Annotated in this window: 18 protein-coding genes; 11 read left to right on the plus strand and 7 right to left on the minus strand. The window is 72.1% G+C overall.

Going from position 1 to position 16,821, the window contains the following annotated elements:
* Positions 1-184 precede the first annotated feature (184 nt).
* Together ABZS58_RS19230 and ABZS58_RS19235 are read left to right on the plus strand one after the other, a co-directional pair.
* The gene (locus ABZS58_RS19230) at positions 185-592 is read left to right on the plus strand and encodes a nitroreductase family deazaflavin-dependent oxidoreductase (RefSeq protein WP_354783176.1); all 408 of its coding nucleotides are present in this window, start codon (positions 185-187) and stop codon (positions 590-592) included.
* A gap of 130 nt (positions 593-722) precedes the next feature.
* Complete coding sequence (locus tag ABZS58_RS19235; protein WP_354783178.1) at positions 723-1,019, plus strand: hypothetical protein; 297 nt, start codon at positions 723-725, stop codon at positions 1,017-1,019.
* A gap of 88 nt (positions 1,020-1,107) precedes the next feature.
* Here the strand turns inward: ABZS58_RS19235 and ABZS58_RS19240 are convergent, their stop codons facing one another.
* The 3 genes from ABZS58_RS19240 to ABZS58_RS19250 are packed head-to-tail and all read right to left on the minus strand — an operon-like array spanning position 1,108 to position 3,358.
* Positions 1,108-2,268: an acetylhydrolase gene (locus ABZS58_RS19240; protein WP_354783180.1), complete on the minus strand. Its 1,161-nt coding sequence runs from the start codon at positions 2,266-2,268 to the stop codon at positions 1,108-1,110.
* On the minus strand, positions 2,265-2,636 hold the full coding sequence (locus ABZS58_RS19245) for a transcriptional regulator (RefSeq protein ID WP_354783182.1): 372 nt from the start codon (positions 2,634-2,636) through the stop codon (positions 2,265-2,267). The genes ABZS58_RS19240 and ABZS58_RS19245 overlap by 4 nt, the downstream gene beginning before the upstream one ends.
* On the minus strand, positions 2,633-3,358 hold the full coding sequence (locus ABZS58_RS19250; protein WP_354783184.1) for a hypothetical protein: 726 nt from the start codon (positions 3,356-3,358) through the stop codon (positions 2,633-2,635). Before ABZS58_RS19250 ends, ABZS58_RS19245 begins: the two co-directional genes overlap by 4 nt.
* Positions 3,359-3,660: 302 nt before the next feature.
* Here ABZS58_RS19250 and ABZS58_RS19255 point away from each other — a divergent pair, with 302 nt between their 5' ends.
* From ABZS58_RS19255 to ABZS58_RS19280, 6 genes are all read left to right on the plus strand, one after another.
* The gene (locus ABZS58_RS19255; RefSeq protein ID WP_354783185.1) at positions 3,661-4,926 is read left to right on the plus strand and encodes an MFS transporter; all 1,266 of its coding nucleotides are present in this window, start codon (positions 3,661-3,663) and stop codon (positions 4,924-4,926) included.
* Positions 4,927-5,261: 335 nt separating this feature from the next.
* Positions 5,262-6,188, plus strand: a complete 927-nt coding sequence (locus ABZS58_RS19260; RefSeq protein ID WP_354783187.1) for a GIY-YIG nuclease family protein — start codon at positions 5,262-5,264, stop codon at positions 6,186-6,188.
* A gap of 361 nt (positions 6,189-6,549) precedes the next feature.
* The gene (locus tag ABZS58_RS19265; protein ID WP_354783188.1) at positions 6,550-7,137 is read left to right on the plus strand and encodes a GTPase; all 588 of its coding nucleotides are present in this window, start codon (positions 6,550-6,552) and stop codon (positions 7,135-7,137) included.
* A 2-nt stretch (positions 7,138-7,139) separates the two neighbouring features.
* Positions 7,140-7,979 (plus strand): GTPase, encoded by an 840-nt coding sequence (locus tag ABZS58_RS19270; protein ID WP_354783190.1) that lies wholly within the window; start codon positions 7,140-7,142, stop codon positions 7,977-7,979.
* Positions 7,976-8,188, plus strand: coding sequence for a hypothetical protein (locus ABZS58_RS19275; RefSeq protein WP_354783192.1), 213 nt, complete (start codon positions 7,976-7,978; stop codon positions 8,186-8,188). The genes ABZS58_RS19270 and ABZS58_RS19275 overlap by 4 nt, the downstream gene beginning before the upstream one ends.
* 28 nt (positions 8,189-8,216) lie before the next feature.
* Positions 8,217-8,414 carry a hypothetical protein gene (locus ABZS58_RS19280; RefSeq protein ID WP_354783193.1) on the plus strand — a complete coding sequence of 66 codons (198 nt, stop codon included), beginning with the start codon at positions 8,217-8,219 and terminating at the stop codon, positions 8,412-8,414.
* A 92-nt stretch (positions 8,415-8,506) separates the two neighbouring features.
* On the opposite strand, the gene ABZS58_RS19285 is transcribed toward ABZS58_RS19280, so the two are convergent.
* Entirely contained in the window at positions 8,507-9,385 is an 879-nt protein-coding gene (locus ABZS58_RS19285; protein WP_354783194.1) for a pentapeptide repeat-containing protein, read from the minus strand.
* The gene (locus ABZS58_RS19290) at positions 9,382-9,849 is read right to left on the minus strand and encodes a hypothetical protein (protein ID WP_354783196.1); all 468 of its coding nucleotides are present in this window, start codon (positions 9,847-9,849) and stop codon (positions 9,382-9,384) included. The genes ABZS58_RS19285 and ABZS58_RS19290 overlap by 4 nt, the downstream gene beginning before the upstream one ends.
* Before the next feature lie 150 nt (positions 9,850-9,999).
* Between ABZS58_RS19290 and ABZS58_RS19295 the strand changes: the two genes are divergently transcribed.
* Positions 10,000-10,764, plus strand: a complete 765-nt coding sequence (locus tag ABZS58_RS19295; protein WP_354783198.1) for a hypothetical protein — start codon at positions 10,000-10,002, stop codon at positions 10,762-10,764.
* Complete coding sequence (locus ABZS58_RS19300; RefSeq protein WP_354783199.1) at positions 10,761-11,255, plus strand: hypothetical protein; 495 nt, start codon at positions 10,761-10,763, stop codon at positions 11,253-11,255. Before ABZS58_RS19295 ends, ABZS58_RS19300 begins: the two co-directional genes overlap by 4 nt.
* Here the strand turns inward: ABZS58_RS19300 and ABZS58_RS19305 are convergent.
* Both ABZS58_RS19305 and ABZS58_RS19310 read right to left on the minus strand, forming a co-directional pair.
* Entirely contained in the window at positions 11,245-14,748 is a 3,504-nt protein-coding gene (locus tag ABZS58_RS19305) for a trypsin-like peptidase domain-containing protein (protein WP_354783201.1), read from the minus strand. The genes ABZS58_RS19300 and ABZS58_RS19305 overlap by 11 nt on opposite strands.
* Positions 14,749-15,208: 460 nt before the next feature.
* Entirely contained in the window at positions 15,209-15,703 is a 495-nt protein-coding gene (locus ABZS58_RS19310; RefSeq protein ID WP_354783203.1) for a hypothetical protein, read from the minus strand.
* A gap of 367 nt (positions 15,704-16,070) precedes the next feature.
* Between ABZS58_RS19310 and ABZS58_RS19315 the strand changes: the two genes are divergently transcribed.
* Positions 16,071-16,820 (plus strand): GNAT family N-acetyltransferase, encoded by a 750-nt coding sequence (locus ABZS58_RS19315; RefSeq protein WP_354783331.1) that lies wholly within the window; start codon positions 16,071-16,073, stop codon positions 16,818-16,820.
* The last annotated feature ends 1 nt before the right edge of the window (position 16,821 follow it).

The raw sequence follows: 16,821 nt of genomic DNA on the forward strand, positions 1-16,821 counted from the left end.
GGGGGAGCGGCGCTCACTGCACGCCGCAACCTGCATGTTCCATCGCGGGTCTCGCTGAGGACGATGTTCAGCCGGCGTTCAACGCCCGGCCGGACCCCGATCCGTCGCAGTCCTGCGCGGCCCGCCGCAGCCGACGGAGGCATGCGCGGAGCGCCCGGCATCCGTTGGTGGAAGACTTGGATCCATGAGCGACTGGAACACGAAGATCATCGAGGAGTTTCGGGCCAACGAGGGCAAGGTCGGTGGGCAGTTCGAGGGGGCGCCGCTGCTGTTGCTGCACACGACGGGCGCGCGCAGCGGCCAGGAGCGGGTGCACCCGATGATGTACCAGCAGGTCGACGGCGGCTACGCGGTGTTCGCGTCAAAGGGCGGTGCGCCCACGAACCCGGACTGGTTCCACAACCTGGTGGCCGCGCCGCGGGTCAGCGCCGAGATCGGCACCGGCACGGTCGAGCTCGTCGCGCGGGTGACCGAGGGGGATGAGCGGGAGCAGATCTGGACCGCGCAGAAGGCGGCGTACCCGGGCTTCGCCGACTACGAGCAGAAGACCACCCGGCAGATCCCGGTCGTGGTCCTCGAGCCCGCCTCCTGATCCCGTGCGGGGTCGTCGTCATCGCGGGCCACGGGCCGGCCATGTCGACGACCCCGCACGGCGGGACGTGCGGCACGTGACCGCGGCGGCCCGACGTTTCGGGTCGGCCCAGTGGGGAAATGCTTTGGCCATGCAGCCAGGGACGAGCACTGAGCCAGGGACCGCGGCAGTCGGGACGCGGGTCGTCGACCCGGCGGGAGTTCAGGTCGGCACGGTGTCGGCGGTGCAGGTGGCGGGGACCGACGTGCGTCCGGACACGATCGTCGGCATCGCCGAGCACCTGATGGGCACCGGATACATCCGCATCGACGGCACCGGATTCCTGTCCAACGACGTCTACGCCGCCGGGAACCAGATCGCGGCCGTGTCACCGGACGTCGTCGAGCTGCGCGTCCACCCCGACGAGCTGTACCGCGCCGCCAGCTGAACGTCCGCCGGGTCAGGGTCGCCGCTTGCCCGACGGCCCTGACCCGGCGGCGCCGACCGCCCCCCGTGGCGGTCACCGCGCTGCGGGATCAGGGGATGAAGCGCACCTCGGGGAACGCCGGGCTCGGGCCGTCGAGCAGGTGCCCGCGGTGGCGCAGGTGCAGGTCGAAGAACGCGAGCGGGTACGCCTGCTGGATGCGCACCGCCCGGGGGATCGGGAAGGTGCCGACCCAGCCCGCGAGCTCCTCGTCGCTCATGCCGATGGCCGCGGCCAGCTGCGGGATGAGGACGCGGTAGTCGCCGTAGGTGTTGTGGGCGGCGCCGTCGACGTGCAGGTTGCGGCGCCAGCCGGTCAGGTGCGACCAGAGCTCGGCGACCGGTGCCGCCTCCCGGGTGTACTCGGCGGTCATCAGCAGGAAGGGCCGGTCCAGGACGATGCCCTGGGTGGGCTCCATCGGCGCGTCCAGGCTCAGCCCGGCCTTGACCCGCCGGTCCTCGCTCATCGTGATGACGGTGGCGGTGCCGCCCTTCGACGACCCGAACATGCCGATCCGCCGCAGGTCGAGGCCGCCGCACAGGCCGGACGGCAGCGGCCGGTGGTCGACGTCGGGGTTGCGGCCGGCGGCGAGGTCCTCGACGCGGTCGAGCACGAACGGGATGTCGTAGGCGAAGTCCGCCGCGCCCAGGCCCGGCTCGAACTCCGGCACGACGAGCCGCCCGTCGGGGAACACGGCGAACGTGTCCCCGGTGTGCCCGACCGTGACCACGACGTACCCGTGGGCGGCGAGCTCCTGCACGATGATCGTGTGGTCGCCGCGGTGGTCGTGGGCGCCGTGGGAGTACACGATGACGGGCAGCTTCCCGAGCCCGCGCCGCACCGGAGCGCCCACGCGTGCGGCGGTGAGGGCGGTCCGCGCGGCGTCGGCCGGGAAGTCGTTGGCCTCCAGGATCGCGCGCAGCGCGGCGGGCGCCAGCCATTCGGCCCGCGGGTGGCGCCCGCCGGCCTGTGCCGGATACCAGACGCTGATCATGAGCTCCCGGCGGCGGGGTGGTCCGCCGCCCGGGCGGGGCCGGGGGCTGCCGACGACGTGCAGCGGCACGACACCGACCGGGTACGGCCCGGTGGGCGCGGGAAGGGTGAGCTGGGCCGGGCCCGCCGCCCGGGCCGAGCCGGGGACGGCGAACGGCGCGGCGACGCCGGCGGCCAGCGCGGCGGCCAGCAGGTGGCGGCGGGTCAGTGACGCGGTCATCGGTCCTCCGTGGGCTTGGTGGTCTCGACCCGTGCGATGAGCAGCTTCAGCCGGCCGATCTCCTCGGCGAGCGCCGTGTGGCCGGCGGGGGTGAGCGTGATCCACGTGCGGCCGCGCTTGCCGGCGTACCCCTTCTCGACCTCGACGAGCCCTGCGGTCTCCAGGACGCCGAGGTGCTGGGAGAGGTTGCCGGCGGTCAGCGCCAGCTGGGTGCGCAGGTAGCCGAACTCGACCCTGCGCGCCTCGTGCGTGATGGTGAGGATGCCGAGCCGGACCCGCTGGTGCACCACGTCGTCCAGGCCGGTGACGGGGTGGGCTTCGGGAGACTCGTCCGGGGTTTCGTCCGGGGTCCTGCCGTCGGCGCTCATCGTTGCCGCCGGCGGGCGAGCCAGAAGCCGAGGGCGCCGAGCAGCAGGACGGTGCCGTTGATGATGCTCCGCGGCAGCCATTGGCCGTAGATCGAGTGCGGGCCCCAGGCGGGGGTCCAGCCGACGGTCACCGGCACCAGGACGATGACCAGGTAGCCGACCGTGAACACCAGCAGCGCGAGGTTGCGTTCCAGGCGGGCCAGGACCAGCAGGCCGACCCCGATCGCGCCGGCCGGTCCGACGAGGCGGTCCAGGAACATGACCCACTCGGGGAACGGCTCGGTCGGCACCGGGTGGGTCTGCAGGTAGTGGCGCACCACCAGCCACACGACGGTGATCAGGACGGTCGTCGCGGCGCCGGTGATCACGTACGGCATCACCCGGGTGCCCACGCCGCGCGCACGGGCGGTGCGGACGGCGTAGAGGGCGATGACCGTGTACGCCAGCAGCAGCGCCACCGGCCAGTAGTAGACGAGGCCGCGTCCGGTGACCTCGCACGAGAGGCTGTTGGGCACGGGGCCGGGGATCCACTTGCTCTCCGACCCGCAGTCCAGGTAGAGCGACCACCAGTCCCCGGGGATCGCCAGGAGCGTCACCACGGCCAGCACCAGCAGTGCGACCGGGGTGACCCGCTGGTCGAGGCGGACCCTGCGGGCGAGGGTCTCCACCTCCGACAGCAACCGCCGGGGGTCGTCCCCGCCGGGCACCGAATCAGTTGTCATGCCAATAGGTTTCCAAAACAAACCGATTGGCGCAAGTGTGAATCTCCGCCACGCGGCCAGGTCCCCGTCCCGGGCGAAACGCCGCAACGCGCGCAAGCGGCGGGTGTTACGGTGCGGGTCGCCGAGTGACCCCCGCGAGGAGCTGAAATGCCCGGTCGTCCGAGCACGCGTTGACATTCAGGGCCGTGACCGGCCCGCCCGTCGACGCGTGCCGCCTCCGGTAGTGCGGCACAGCGAGCATCTCCCACCGTTCACGCGCCCCGCCGCGGAGCGGATCTCCTGCTGCCGTCCAAGGGGTTGCTGTGCCCGAAATCGAACGAGCCGATGCGCCGGACCTGTTGCGCGACAAGGATTTCCGGAGTCTCTGGGCCGGGCAGACCGCGTCGCAGCTCGGTGAGCACGCGAGCCTGGTGGTCCTGCCGCTGATCGCGGTGCTGACGCTGCACGTCGACGCGGGGCAGCTCGGCGTGCTCCGCGCGGTCGGCCAGGCGCCGTTGCTGCTGCTCTCGCTGTTCATCGGCGCGTGGGTGGACCGGTGGCGGGCAAGGACCGTCATGGTGCTCGCGGACCTCGGCCGGGCGCTGGCGCTGGCGGGCGCCGCCGTCGCCACCCTCGCCGGCGGGCCGGTCCTCCCGGCGTTGCTGGTGGTCGCGTTCCTGGTCGGCACCCTGTCGGTGTTCTTCGACGTGGCCTACCAGGCGTTGCTCGTGCGGATGCTGCGCCGCGACCAGCTGCTGCGCGGCAACAGCGCGATCGAGGGCACCCGGTCCGCGGCCCAGATCGGCGGTCCGGCCCTCGGCGGGGCACTGGTGTCGCTGCTGTCGGCGCCCGTCGCGGCCGTGTCCAACGCGCTGCTGTTCGCGGTGTCGTTCGTGGCGATCGCCCGGATCGGCCACCGGGAGCCGCCGCACGCCGACCCGCCCGGCCGCGTGTGGCGGCGGATCCATGAGGGCGTCCGCTTCGTCGCCGGTCACCGGACGCTGCGGGCCGTGTGCCTCGCCTCCGCCGCGTTCCAGTGCTCGTTCGCCGCCGTGATGACCGCCTATCTGCTCTTCGTCACCCGGGACCTGCACCTGTCCGGCGGCGCCGCCGGGGTGGCACTCGCGGCGGCCGGGCCGGGGGCGCTCGCCGGCTCGCTGCTCGCGGCGCGGCTACCGGGCAGGTTCGGCTACGGCGTCGTCCTGGTGTGCGCGGCGGCGATCGGTGACGGCGTGCTGCTGCTCGTGCCGGCGCTGCACGGGCCGCCCACGGTGACGCTGCCGCTGCTCGTCGCGGTCAACGTCGTGTCCGGCGCGTTCGGCCAGCTGGTCAACGTCACGGTCATGGCCGTGCGGCAGGCCGTGACCCCGGACCGGATGCAGGGCCGGGTCTCCGCGACGATCACCTTCGCGGGCATGGGCCTGACGCCGGCCGGGTCGCTGCTCGGCGGTCTCCTCGCGGGGGAGCTGGGGCCGCGGACCGCGATCCTCGTGGCCGGCGCCGGCATGCTGCTGTCACCGGTGGTGATGCTCCTGTCCCCGCTCGCGCGGCTCGGGCGGCAACTGCCGGCCCCGGTCCCCACCGACTGAGGCCGTGCCCCCCGCGCGGGGTGCGGTCGACCCCGGCGCGGTATGACCGTCGGATGCCGTTGCTGCGCAACCGGTGGATACCGCTCCGCGCACTCGCCCCGGCCGGCGTCCCACTGGCCGGGGCACTCGTCATGGCGCTGCTCACCGCGGCGCTGCTGCCGGCGGCCACCTGTCGCAGCCGTCGCAGCCGTCGCCCACGCCCACCGCGCCACCCTCACCGCCCACCCGGGCCCGTCCGGCGGCGGCCTCCGCATCACCGTCGACTTCCCACCCGCAGCGGCCCACGCCTGCGCCGAGCCGGCACCGGAGGTGCGCGACGGGTAGGCTTCCGCGACGTGAAGACGGCGGCTCGGACTGCGGCGGCGGCCCTGCCGGGCACACCGGGGGTGTACCGGTTCCGCGACGAGCGCGGCAAGGTGCTCTACATCGGGCGCGCCACGGATCTGCGGAGCAGGGTCGGCTCGTACTGGACGAACCTCAAGGGCCGCCGGCACCTGACCAGGATGGTCGCGCAGATCGAGCAGGTCGAGGCCGTCGCGTGCGACTCGGTGCACGAGGCCGCCTGGCTGGAGCGCAACCTGCTGGAGCGCTCGAAGCCGCGCTGGAATCGGATCCGCGGCGGCCTGGAGGTGCCGATCTACCTGCGGGTCGACAAGAAGGGCCCGCGGCTCGTCGTCGACTACGGCCCGTTCGGTCCGGACGACGCCGGTGAGGTGTTCGGCCCGTATCTCGGCGGCACGCAGGCGCGGCTCGCGATCTCCGGGCTCGGGCGGGTGCTGCCGCTCGGCTACACCGGCGCGCGGCTCACCGGGTCGGAGCGGGACATGGCCCGGGTCCGGGGCGTCGACGCGACCCACCGCGACACGTTCCTCGCCGCGACGATCGCCGTGCTGCGCCGCGAGCCCGCCGCGATCGACACCGTCCGGGAGCAGCTGATCCAGCAGCGGGACAAGGCCTCGGCCGGGCTCGCGTTCGAGCTGGCGGCGAAGGTACACGAGGAGCTCGAGGCGATCGACTGGCTCGTGGCCGAGCAGAAGGTCACCGTCCTGACCGGTGGCGACTGCGAGATCTACGGCTGGACCGACGACCTCCTCGTCCGGTTCGAGGTCCGCGCCGGCCGCCTCGCCTACTGGACGCAACGGGCGTGCCGGCGCGCCAACGCGCAGCGCTACCTGGACCGCACCCCGGACGCGTGGGTCCCGTTCGCGGCCCGCGGCGCCGACCTCGCCGGCCGCCTGCTCAGCGCGCATCACGCCGCCTGAAGCGCCCAGAGGCGCGGGCAAAGGTGATCGACCGGACCCCCGGCAGCTGACACGGAGCCGATGACGAAACGTCGTGGCTTTCGGCGTCGGGCGGCACGGTAACCGTAGGCTGCGCTTTTGCCGGCCCGATTCGGACGGTTCTGTGCGCCGTTGTCGAAAAGGCCATTTCCGGCCTGTCGAAGGCTGCCGGACGTTCATTCGCGGATGGGTGTGGCGTTACCTGTTCTTTCGCGGCGCTGTCCGTCAAGAAGAGTGTGTGCCGCATGGCGCGTCCTTCAGAAAGGGTTGCGACCTTTGAGTGACGAGGAAATGAGGGCCGACGGTCATCAGTGCGCGGCCGGATCCATCAGAAAGGGCAACGATGCGCGTGGCGTTCCTCGGTAAATGCGGGTCGGGTAAGACCTCGCTGGTCAACGCATTGTTCGGGCTCGACTTCAAGACCGGCGGATACGCGGCGACGACGCTGGACCTGCAACGCGAGATCGTGCGGATCCCGGGCATGCCGGAGCCGGTGGAGGTCGTCGACACCCCCGGTTTCGCGGAGAGCGTCGAGACCGAGCAGCAGTACCGGGCGCTGTACCAGTCCCTGCTGCCGACGGTGGATCACATCGTCTGGGTGACGTCCTGCCACCCGCGGGTGTTCCGCCCGGACCAGGAAGCGCTCGTCGATCTCGCCGACGCGATCGGGGCGACCGGCATGACGGTGGTGCTCACCAAGGCCGACACGATCGGGCCGAACGACTGGGACGAGGCCGCCGGGCGGCCCTCGCCCGGCCAGCTCGTGTCCCTGCGGGAGCAGGCCGGCAACGTGTTCGCGAAGTTCGCACCGTACAGCACCGCGCTCGGCATCGAGTCGATCGTCTGGTGCGCCACCCCCACCGGATGGGGCCTCGACGTCATCACCGAACACATCCGAGCCGCTCTGACGGCGGCACCGGCGAAGGGCTGAAAATGGACAAGCGCACGTCCTTCCTCCGAGGCATCTTCGAGCTCACCCAGTCCGGCAAGGCCAGCGACGGCCTGCGGGAGATCCTCGGCAACGAGACGGCTCAGCAGCTGGAGACGCTCGTCTCGCACGAGCGGGCGACCAACCCGCCGAAGGTGGCGGTCATCGGCAAGGCCGGTGTCGGCAAGACCACGACCATCAACAACCTGTTCTCCGCCGAGCTGAAGGTCAGCCACGCGTTGCGCGGCACCTCGGAGGCGCACCACAAGGAGTACGGCCTGCGTGGCGGCGGCGTCATGCACGTCATCGACATGCCCGGCCTCGGCGAGGGCATCGCCGAGGACAAGGTCTTCGAGGAGATCTACCGCGAAGAACTGCCCAAGGTCGACGTCGTCCTGTACGTCATGCAGGCCGACGAACGGCTCCTCGGCGAGGACCAGCGGATCTTCACCGACGTGGTCCTGCCGGCCATGCGCAAGGGCAACGGCTCCGGCAAGGTCAAGCAGCTCGTGGTCGGCCTAAACAAGGTCGACCTGATGGAGCCGCGGCAGTGGAACACCAAACTCAACCACCCCGAGCCGGAGATGGCCGACACCATCGCGCGCCGGTGCCGGGACATCACCAAGCGCCTCGCCGGCCAGGTCCCGGGGCTCGCCGCGGAGTCGATCAACTTCTACTCGGCGGACCGGCGGTACCGGCTCGACGACCTGATGATCACGCTCATCGGCGCGGCCGGGAAAGCCGCCTGGAAACTGCCGAAGGACACCGCCGACCCGTTCGAACTGGCGGCTCCCGAGGTCCAGGAGTTCGTGCGCAAATGGCGTGCCGAGAATCAGGGAGGATGAGCACCGTGCAGCTGACCAGCGCGGAGGAGCAGCGGATCATCGAGATGCTCCGCAAGGAGGATCGCGACAGGATCGAGGTCATTCTGCGGACGGCGTCCGCTTTGCTGAGCTGGCTCGCCGACGCGGTCGGCCTGGCGGCTGACCTGTACCGCAAAATCCGCAATGTGGCCGGCGAGTTCTGGCAGGCCCTGCGCAGCCTCTTCTACTGAACCGCCACGGCCGAAAGGAAATCAGCCAATGTCCAATCTTTCCGCCGCGGAGGAGCAGCAGATCATCGCGATGCTGCGCGCGATGGGGACGAATCAGCGCCGGACCGTGCTCGCCAGCGTCGACAACTTCCTGTCCTGGCTGCGGGGCGCCGCACAGTACCTGTGGGCCTCGATCCGCAACGCCGTCCGCTCGATCTGGGACTCCATCGTCGGCTTCTTCTCCTGATCAGGGCCTCCGGCGGCACGCTGCCCGCCGGAGGCCCACCCAACCGGTGCCCGGCGTGCGTGCCGGCACCCCGCTGAGCGCGGACGTGCCGGTCATGACAGGTGGCCCGCGCAGGTGCCGCCGACGTCGTCGCTGTTCCTGCCGTCGGGGCAGGTGGTGTCGCGCCAGATCGTGCCCACGATGGACGCTCCGGTGAGATCCGCTCCGGTGAGGTCGGCGCCGGTGAGGTCGGCGTGGTCCAGCTTCGCGTCGCGCAGGTCGCTGTCCCGGAGGAAAGCGTTGACCAGCCGCACGTTTCGCAGGTCCGCGGTGGCCGGCCGGTCGGCGGGATTGGCGGCCCAGGCGAAGGCGGTCACACCGAGCGCGGCCAGGCCGGCGGACACCAGCAGCCGGGGGAGTGCCCCGTGGAACTGCGACTTCAGCAACTCATGGGCCGCCATCACCTCGATGGTGGTGACCCGCTGGTCGAGGCCGCCGAGCTCGTCCTGGATGTCGGTGACGAGCCGCTCGCGCTCATCGCCGGTCAGGCCGGGCAGGTCCGGCGTGCCGGCCAACGCGTTCGCCCGTTCGGTGCGGTATCGGATCAACTCGCCGGGGGTGTCGAAACCCTGCAGGTATCTGGGCTGGTCCCGGAAGAACGTGACCACGCGGCGGAGGTCGCGCGGCGGCGCGTCCCAGACGGCGTGGAGGGTCTCGAGCGTCACCATCGCCGGCAGCAGGATCTGCACGGCGCGCCAGATGACATGCACGACGGCGAGCAGTCCGACCATCGCCCCGACGACCGCGACCCACAGCCGGGCGTGCTCGACCGTGGTCGGCGCGCCGACCGGGAGATGGCCGATGTCGGAGAGCTGGCTGCCGGCGATCAGCGCGGCGCCGACGGCGGCGGCGCTCGCCACGAGCCATTTGCTGGCGTCGCGGATCCGGTCGTTCGCGCGTTCCAGCGGCTCTGTCGCGTCGCCTCCGCTCAACGGTCCCCCTCGGCGTCCGGGAAGGTGGTGCTGGCCGGGCTCACCGACGGGCGGGTCACGACGATCGGCGGCAGCGGCCGGACGCTGCGGCCGGTCGCGCTGACGTCGCCGAGACCGGTCACCCGCTCGGTCAGCGACCTGCCCCGCAGATCGACCTGGCCGGCGTGGTAGTAGTCGAACACGGCGGCGGTCTCGCCGACGGACATGTTGACGCCGGACCGCAGCGCCGGACCGTGGCGGACCTCGTCGGTGCTGTACGGCAGGGTGACGTCGCCGGTCGCCGGGTCGAAGCGCGCGGTGGTCGCCGGGACGACGGCTTCCAGGTCGGCGTCGGCGATGACCTGCAGCAGGATGACCTCGTCGCTGTCCAGGGCGACGTGGATGGCGCTGACCAGGCCGAGCCGGTCGCCACTGCTGGCCAGAACGTCCTTGCCGACGAGCTGCTGTCCGTCATCGACGTGCATGTGCCGTCCTCCGGGGTCGCGGTGCTCGCATCGTAACGGTCGGTGGGCGGGCATGAACCTGTCGAAGGGTCGCCTTGCCGTGGGCCATCACATGCGGTACAACGTTGCCTACCGCGTGTGCAGCGACGCCGACCCGGAGGAAGCGCACCGATGATTCCGGGGCACAATCCCGTCCTGTACGTGGAGGAGCTTCGCCGCCTGCCGTTGCTGGCCAGGCGGGCCGGTGCTCCCGGATCGGTGTTCGTGTATCGCAGCGCCGGCGGCCGGTTGAGCGCTCCGAAGGGCGGCTACACCGCCGGTGAGCTGTGGTGGCGCGGCCCGTATGTGGTCTATGAGGTCGACGTGCGTCCATCGCCGGTCCTGCTGGACGTCGAGGTCCCCACCGGCCCGGCCCGGGTCGTCGCCGTCCGCGCGTCCGGCACGATGCGGGTGGTCGACCCGGTCGCGCTGGTGCACCACCGGGTCACCGACCCGCGGGCCGCTTGCGCCGGCGCGTTGGGCGACGAGCTGGGCCGGCGGCTCGGCCGGACCTCCGGTGAAGCGGTCGTGGCCAGGCTGCACGGCGTGTGGCCCGGGAGGCTCACGCTCGCCTGCGGCGTCGAGCTGACAGACCTGCAGGTGTCATACGTGTCGACGGTCATCGACGCGGCGCAGCGGCAGCTGCTGCACCAGTTGTTGGAGACCGGCGCGCTGGACCGGCCGCCGGCGGACGAGGACACCGCCGCACTCGCGGCGGCGGCCGTGCGCCGGGACCGCGACCTGCTCGACGCCGCGGTCAGCGCCCTCGACCCGGCCGCCGGCATCGCCGCGGAGGACCGTGCGGCGGCGCTGCACGCGGCCGTGACCAGGTTCGGCCGGATCGTCGACGTCCTCGGAGCTCAGCTTTCACCTGACGACTCCGGGCCTCCTGGATGACGGCGCTCGACAGCCTGTACGCGTGGATGCGCGACACCCTGTCCTGGCCGCTCGGCAGCGACGGGCCGGTGCTCGCGTTCCCTGCCATGGCGATCACGGTCCTGATAGCGGTGAGAATCGCGCTCTGGCGGGTCCTGCCGCTGGTGCTGAGCTCCGTCTTCGCGCTGGCGAACGCGCTCACGGTCCTGGTGGGCGTCCTGCTGCTGGGCGTCGACTTCCTGCTCTCGTCCTGCTTCCGGCTGTGCCGGCTCCGTCCGCCGGCCGTTGTCTACGGGCTGGGTGACACGCTCGTCGCGGCGACGCGGGCCGCGCAGGCGGGACTCAGGTTCCTGCGTGCCCGGGCGGTCGGGGTCGGCGGGCTGTCGGGCAACCTCATCCTGATGCTGGTGCTCGTTCTGCTCGGCTGGTGGAACGTCGGATACTGCGAGCGGTCGCCGGTCGCCGGCTGCACCGATCCCGTCACCGCCTGGCTCCAGCTGGTCATGCCCTGACGTCCTCCTCGTCGGCGGTCTCGTAGCCGGTCACGGCGAGCCGGAGCAACAGCCGTCGCACCAACCGGCCGACCTGCGTGGCGAGCCAGCCGAACACCCGGTCGCCGAGCAACGATGCGGCTCCGGCGGTCACGGCGACCAGCGCCCCCGGCCGTCCACGGAACTCGGTGCGCAGCCCCTGCAGCAGGAGCGGCGCGTCGTGCGACGGCTCCGGCGCCCGTGCCATCAGCAGCACCGCGTGCACCCGCAGGGCCGGCGGTTGCCGCGGGTCGCCGGCGAAGTCGTGGAAGAACCCGTCCTCCCAGCCGCAATGGTGCATCAGGGACGTCAGGCATTCGCGGCGCAGTTCGACGGCGAGGGCGGCATCTCCCGCGAGGCCTCGGACGAGATCCGCGGTGGCGTCGTTCTGCAGCGGGTCGGCGAACAGCCACAGCGACGCGACCCGGTTCGCCGCGCTGTCGCGTTCGTCGGCGGCGAGGTGGTCCACGGTGCGGCGGGCCGGCCCGTCATGCGAGGAGCCCCGCAACGCGCGGGCGATCGACAGCCGCTGCCACCAGGTGAGCGTCCGGTCCCGCATCACCACCGCGAGGAACGTCTCGGTGCGGTCGGGGTCGTACACCTGGACCTCGGCGATCGCCGAGGCGACCTGCGTCGCGTAGCTGGACAGGGACTCGACCCGTGCGTTGCGCTCGTCGCCGTCCGATTGTCGCGGCGGGCGCCACACTTCGCTGGTCGCCGCGAGTCCGCCCGCGTACTCCTCCGCCTCCCGCCATCCGTCCCGGCCCTCGTGCACCGCGGCGTGCAGGATGCCCAGCGTTTCCAGCGCGCCGAGACGGTCGACGACCGTGCGTCTGCTGTCGACTCCCCGGCGCACGAGCGCGGACGTGGCGGCCGGCAGCTCACTCATGTACGCCAGCAGGATCAGCGCCCTGACCCGCGTCGCCTCCGATGCCGTGGTCTCCGCGGTCTGGGTCATGCGTTGGACGGCGGCGCGCCGCTCGTGCGTCCCGCCCACCTCGCCGAGCGTCCGCAACGCCCAGAGCCGGTCGTCGGGGCTGACCCGATCCTCGTGCGCGAGCCGCACCAGCACCCGCAGGCCCGTCGCCCGGTCGGCACCGGCGCCGCTCTCGACCAGGACGCGGGCCGCCTCGACCCGTTTGACCGCGCCCACCATCCGGTCCGTGGCGATCCGGGTGAGAAAGGCCCCGTCACCGGTGCGCTGCAGGACGCCACGCAGCACGCGATCCAGCGACGGCAACGCCCGGTCGACCGGCACCCGCATCCGCCTGATGCCCCGCTCGACGGTCGTGGTGAACGCCCCGACGTCGATCCTGACCAGTGGTCCGCCGTCGTCGATCAGCGCCGCGACGTGCGCGAGCCAGTCGACCTGCTCATCGCTGGTGCGGCGCAGCAGGCGGGCGAAGACGGGCAGCGGGTCGTTGCCGCGGCGGGTCCAGACGGCCAGCGCGAACAGGCTCGGACCGTCCAGGCCGGTCACCGCGATCCGCCGCTGCCATCGCCCCACGTCGAACTCGGCGGCGTCGACCGTGGCGGCGAGGTAGTCGGCGAAGCTCTGATGGATGAAGGCCAGGTCGCCACCGCGGGGGAACAGCAGACCGGTGCTGAGCAGCACCTCGCGCAGGTCGGCCTCGGTGACCCCGGCCGGCGCCCGGCGCCCCCGCCGCGTGAGCCACTCGGTCAGCAGTTCCGGCCACGGGCGGCCGTCGCCCCGCATCCGGTGCAGCGCCAGGTCTCCCAGGCAGTCGCGGCGCTGCTCGTACAGGAAGTTGACGAACTCCTCGGCGGAGCTGCCGTGCCGGCGGACGTTCGCCTTCAACATCGCGAGGCTGTCCGTGCGCAGCAGCCGACCGTTGAGCAGGGCGTCGACGAACGTCTCGTACAGGCCGGTGCGGTCGATCGGCAGGGGCGCCGTCGGCCGTTCCTCGTACACGAGCGCGGCGATGGTCGCCAGCAGCGGCACCTTGACGATCTCCTGCAGGCCGCTGGACGTGACCTGGCGCAGGAAGTCCTCGGGGGGCACGGCCGAGTGCTCGCCTGCCCCGGGCCGGTACCACTTCTCGGCGAACTCCTCGACCCGCGTCCAGTCGAACAGGCGCAGGACGAAGTCGCCCACCCGGGCCGTACTGCCCGGGCCGACCGGGCTGCCCAGGCCGGCGCGCAGGAGTTTCAGTTCCCGGTCGGGGAGCTCCCGCGTGGCGATGACGATCCGCATCGACGAGCCGTACATCCCCATCCGGTTGCTCAGCGTCCTGATCAGCACCTCACGCTGCCGCGGGTTGTGGATCTCGTCGAGCCCGTCGACGAGGAGCAACCAGTCGACGCCGGGCATCGGGGGCTCGCCGAACACCGCCGGCGGCAACGTGACCGTCTGGTCGGCGCCCAGGCTCGCGGCGACGGCCGCGGCGACGAGCTCCAGCCAGGGCTGCGACCCCACCAGGTCGGTGGCCGCGCAGCGGACCGCGAGCACCGGGCCCAGCCAGGTCCTCCGGTCGTCCCCTTCTATGTCCGCGTGGTGCAGCCACCAGTCGGCGCACTGGTACACCAGGTGACCGAGCAGCGTCGACTTGCCGCTGCCGGGATCGCCGACGACGAGCGCGTTGCGGTGCGCCCGGATCATCTCCTCCGGCGTCATGACGACCGGTTTGGTGGGGCGCAGCGATGTCGGCCGGTGCTGTGCCCGGACCCGTGGTCGTCGCTGCTGGGTGTGCCGCTCCACGTACACGGAGATGGGCGACGGAAGGTCGCGCCTGCTCGGCCGGGCGATCTCATACGGATAACCTGTCCGCGCGCGATGCTGCTGCGCGACGAGCAGCTGATGCTGCCAGGAGGACGCGTCCGGACGTCGCAGCGGCGGCCTGCTGATCGGGGCCGCGAGCAGGTCGGCCTGTCGCGCCATCGTCGTCCGGATGTCGCCCGCCTTGACGAACAACCCACCGTGCGCGCGGTCCTCGGCGCCCGCTTTGAGCATGCCGTGGACGTGGCCGGTGGCCGGGTCGACGACGGGAGATCCGCTCAGCCCACCCGGGATGGCGTTGCGGGCATCGACCGCCCGGTATCTGCCGAAGGTGCCGTTCACTTCGACCGGCAGGTGCGCCGCGGAGATGCCGGACTGCCCGGGGTGCTCCAGGAAACCGGCGATCTCCAGCTGCCGCCCGTCCGCGACCGGACCGTCGTCGAGGTAGGACACCGGCACGTCGATGGACGCCCGCAGGCCTATGAAGGCGAGGTCGGGGAAGTCGAACATGCCGCCGAGCCTCGGCCTGGTGGCCGGGTCGCGGAAGAGCACCTCGCCGGCGACGGACCGGTCGCGCCACACCACCTCGACGCCGTCGACACCGTCACGGAACAGGTGCGAGCAGGTGACCACCAGGTCCGCCGCCACGAAGAAGCCGGAGCCTCTGAAGGTGCCGTCGCGCCAGACCTGCACCGTGCCGTCGCGATCCTGCTCGAACGCTGTGTCCGCGTGCGCCATGGCACCCCCGGCCGACCGTGGCTTCCGCACCACCCTAACGTCCGCCACCGCGGCGGGGCAGCATCGCGGATCCGACGCCGGCGGGCGGACGGTGACGCGGGGACGAGGGCGCGTGATGGAGGCGCGTGTCGGGCGACGCGGGGACCGGCACGTGGTGGAAGCGCGGGGGACCAGGCGGCACGGGAGGGTGCGCCGGTCGCGGAACGCGTCCCCGTCGGTGGCCGCGAACAGGAGCCCGGCAGCGGTGCGTCGCTCCCGGTGCGGGCGCCTCCGCCGAACCGTGCCGGCCCGGCGGGGCGTGACCCGCTGCCGCACCGGGCCCGACCATCAGCCGTGACGGCGGAGCCCCCGCGCGGCAGGGACCAGCCGGCCGGACCGGGCGCGCCCCAGCCCGGTGAGCAGGTTCCTCCACCGCCTGCCACGGCGAGGAACCACGGCACCCACCGGGCCGGTCAGAGCGCTACTTGTCCAGGGCGGGGCAGTACTTGACGGCCTCGGCGGTGGCCTTGTCCATCTCGGCCTCCAGGGCCGCGTCGTCGAGGGCCTCGACGGTGAACTGCTTCGCGAACGTGGTCACGTAGGTCTCGAGGGCGGCCTTCGCGGCCGGGTCGGCGGCCTTGGCGAGCTCGGCGTCGGCGGCCTTCTTCACGCGGGCGAGGACCACCTCGCCCTTCGCCTTGGCGTCGGCGGTGGCCGCCTTGTCGCCCTTGAGGCCGGCCGAGACCAGGGTGCTGAGGACCGTGACGATCTCCGTCTTCTCGGCCTCGTAGACCGCGACGAGGCCCTTGCAGACCGCCTCGGTGTTGGCCTTGAGGTCGAGGGTCGGGCTGGGCACGGCCGCGCTGCTGGCGGCGGCCGTGGCGGCCTGGTCGGTGCTGGTGTCCTCGGCGCAGCCGGAGGCCAGTCCCACCGTGGCGGTGAGGGCCAGCGCCAGAAGGGTTCGGTGCAAACGCATGTCGTGCTCCCCGTGTTGATGCATCAAAAGGCCCGCCGATCATAAAGACGACCCCAGACACTTTCTCGCCGACCGTCGGGAGAAAAGGTCGATATGTCCACAGTTGAACGTGCATGTTGCGGGATCGAAGCCGAACCGTGATCAACCCGGCGCGAAGTTGACAACGAGTGGCGTGTGCGGCAGCGTGACACCTGGCCACGCGCGCGGCGTGGCCAGGTGATTCGCCGAGGGAATGAAGCCTGTGATCCGGGTTGGCCGAGCGGCCGCCTGAGCGACGGTCAAGCGCCAAGCGCTGACCTTGTCACCGTTGGGCGGCCATAAACGTCCATCGTTGGTCTTCCCACGTCTTGAGGTAACCCCAGTGACCATGGATGCCCGCATCCAGCAGTCCGTCGTCGTCAACCTGTCCAACCGGCCCGCGCCTGTGCACACCGGCCCGTTCGTGATCGGCATCGACCCGACGACGCAGAGTCCCAACATCAACTACGCGACCCCGCGCCCCGGCGCGGTCATCACCGCCGCCGACGTCGACGGCCTGGTGCAGGCGTTCCGCGCCGCCGACCGCACGCCGCGCCTGGAATACGTCGCCGGCTGCGCCCCGGAGCTCGAATCGCTGCTGAGCGCCGCCGGGTTCGCGGTGGAGGCCCGGCACACCTATCTGTGCTGCCGTCCCGGGACGCTGGAGATCCCGGCGACTCCCGATCGGTACACACTGCTGACACCGGACGACGACGAGCTGCGGGCGGCGCTGATCGGCGCGCAGCACGAGGCGTTCGGCGGGGAACCCGTCGCCACCCCGGCGGACGTGGCACGGATGCGCCGGTCGCAGGAGGCCGGTGGGTTCGCCGTCATGGCCGTCACCGGTGACACGTGCGCGGGCGGCGGCGGGGCCGTCCCACCGGCCGATGCGGTGAGCGAGGTCGCCGGGATCGCCGTGTGCGCCCCGCACCGCCGCCTCGGCCTCGCGGGCGCCGTCACCGCCGACCTGACCCGACGGCTGTTCGCCGGCGGGACGGAGGTCGCCTGGCTCGAGGCGTCCGGTGAGGACTCCTGGCGGGTCTACACCCGCGTCGGCTACCGGCCCGCCGGTCAGCGGCTGTACATGTCGATGCGCTGAA

Origin of the sequence: Dactylosporangium sp. NPDC005555 (assembly GCF_040605635.1) — a bacterium.
Classification (GTDB): Bacteria; Actinomycetota; Actinomycetes; order Mycobacteriales; family Micromonosporaceae; genus Dactylosporangium.

Coding starts and splice junctions, on each gene's coding strand:
- ABZS58_RS19230 (WP_354783176.1), top strand. CDS start 185: ATGAGCGACTGGAACACGAAGATCATCGAGGAGTTTCGGGCCAACGAG.
- ABZS58_RS19235 (WP_354783178.1), top strand. CDS start 723: ATGCAGCCAGGGACGAGCACTGAGCCAGGGACCGCGGCAGTCGGGACG.
- ABZS58_RS19240 (WP_354783180.1), bottom strand. CDS start 2,268: ATGACCGCGTCACTGACCCGCCGCCACCTGCTGGCCGCCGCGCTGGCC.
- ABZS58_RS19245 (WP_354783182.1), bottom strand. CDS start 2,636: ATGAGCGCCGACGGCAGGACCCCGGACGAAACCCCGGACGAGTCTCCC.
- ABZS58_RS19250 (WP_354783184.1), bottom strand. CDS start 3,358: ATGACAACTGATTCGGTGCCCGGCGGGGACGACCCCCGGCGGTTGCTG.
- ABZS58_RS19265 (WP_354783188.1), top strand. CDS start 6,550: ATGCGCGTGGCGTTCCTCGGTAAATGCGGGTCGGGTAAGACCTCGCTG.
- ABZS58_RS19270 (WP_354783190.1), top strand. CDS start 7,140: ATGGACAAGCGCACGTCCTTCCTCCGAGGCATCTTCGAGCTCACCCAG.
- ABZS58_RS19275 (WP_354783192.1), top strand. CDS start 7,976: ATGAGCACCGTGCAGCTGACCAGCGCGGAGGAGCAGCGGATCATCGAG.
- ABZS58_RS19280 (WP_354783193.1), top strand. CDS start 8,217: ATGTCCAATCTTTCCGCCGCGGAGGAGCAGCAGATCATCGCGATGCTG.
- ABZS58_RS19290 (WP_354783196.1), bottom strand. CDS start 9,849: ATGCACGTCGATGACGGACAGCAGCTCGTCGGCAAGGACGTTCTGGCC.
- ABZS58_RS19295 (WP_354783198.1), top strand. CDS start 10,000: ATGATTCCGGGGCACAATCCCGTCCTGTACGTGGAGGAGCTTCGCCGC.
- ABZS58_RS19300 (WP_354783199.1), top strand. CDS start 10,761: ATGACGGCGCTCGACAGCCTGTACGCGTGGATGCGCGACACCCTGTCC.
- ABZS58_RS19305 (WP_354783201.1), bottom strand. CDS start 14,748: ATGGCGCACGCGGACACAGCGTTCGAGCAGGATCGCGACGGCACGGTG.
- ABZS58_RS19310 (WP_354783203.1), bottom strand. CDS start 15,703: ATGCGTTTGCACCGAACCCTTCTGGCGCTGGCCCTCACCGCCACGGTG.
- ABZS58_RS19315 (WP_354783331.1), top strand. CDS start 16,071: ATGGATGCCCGCATCCAGCAGTCCGTCGTCGTCAACCTGTCCAACCGG.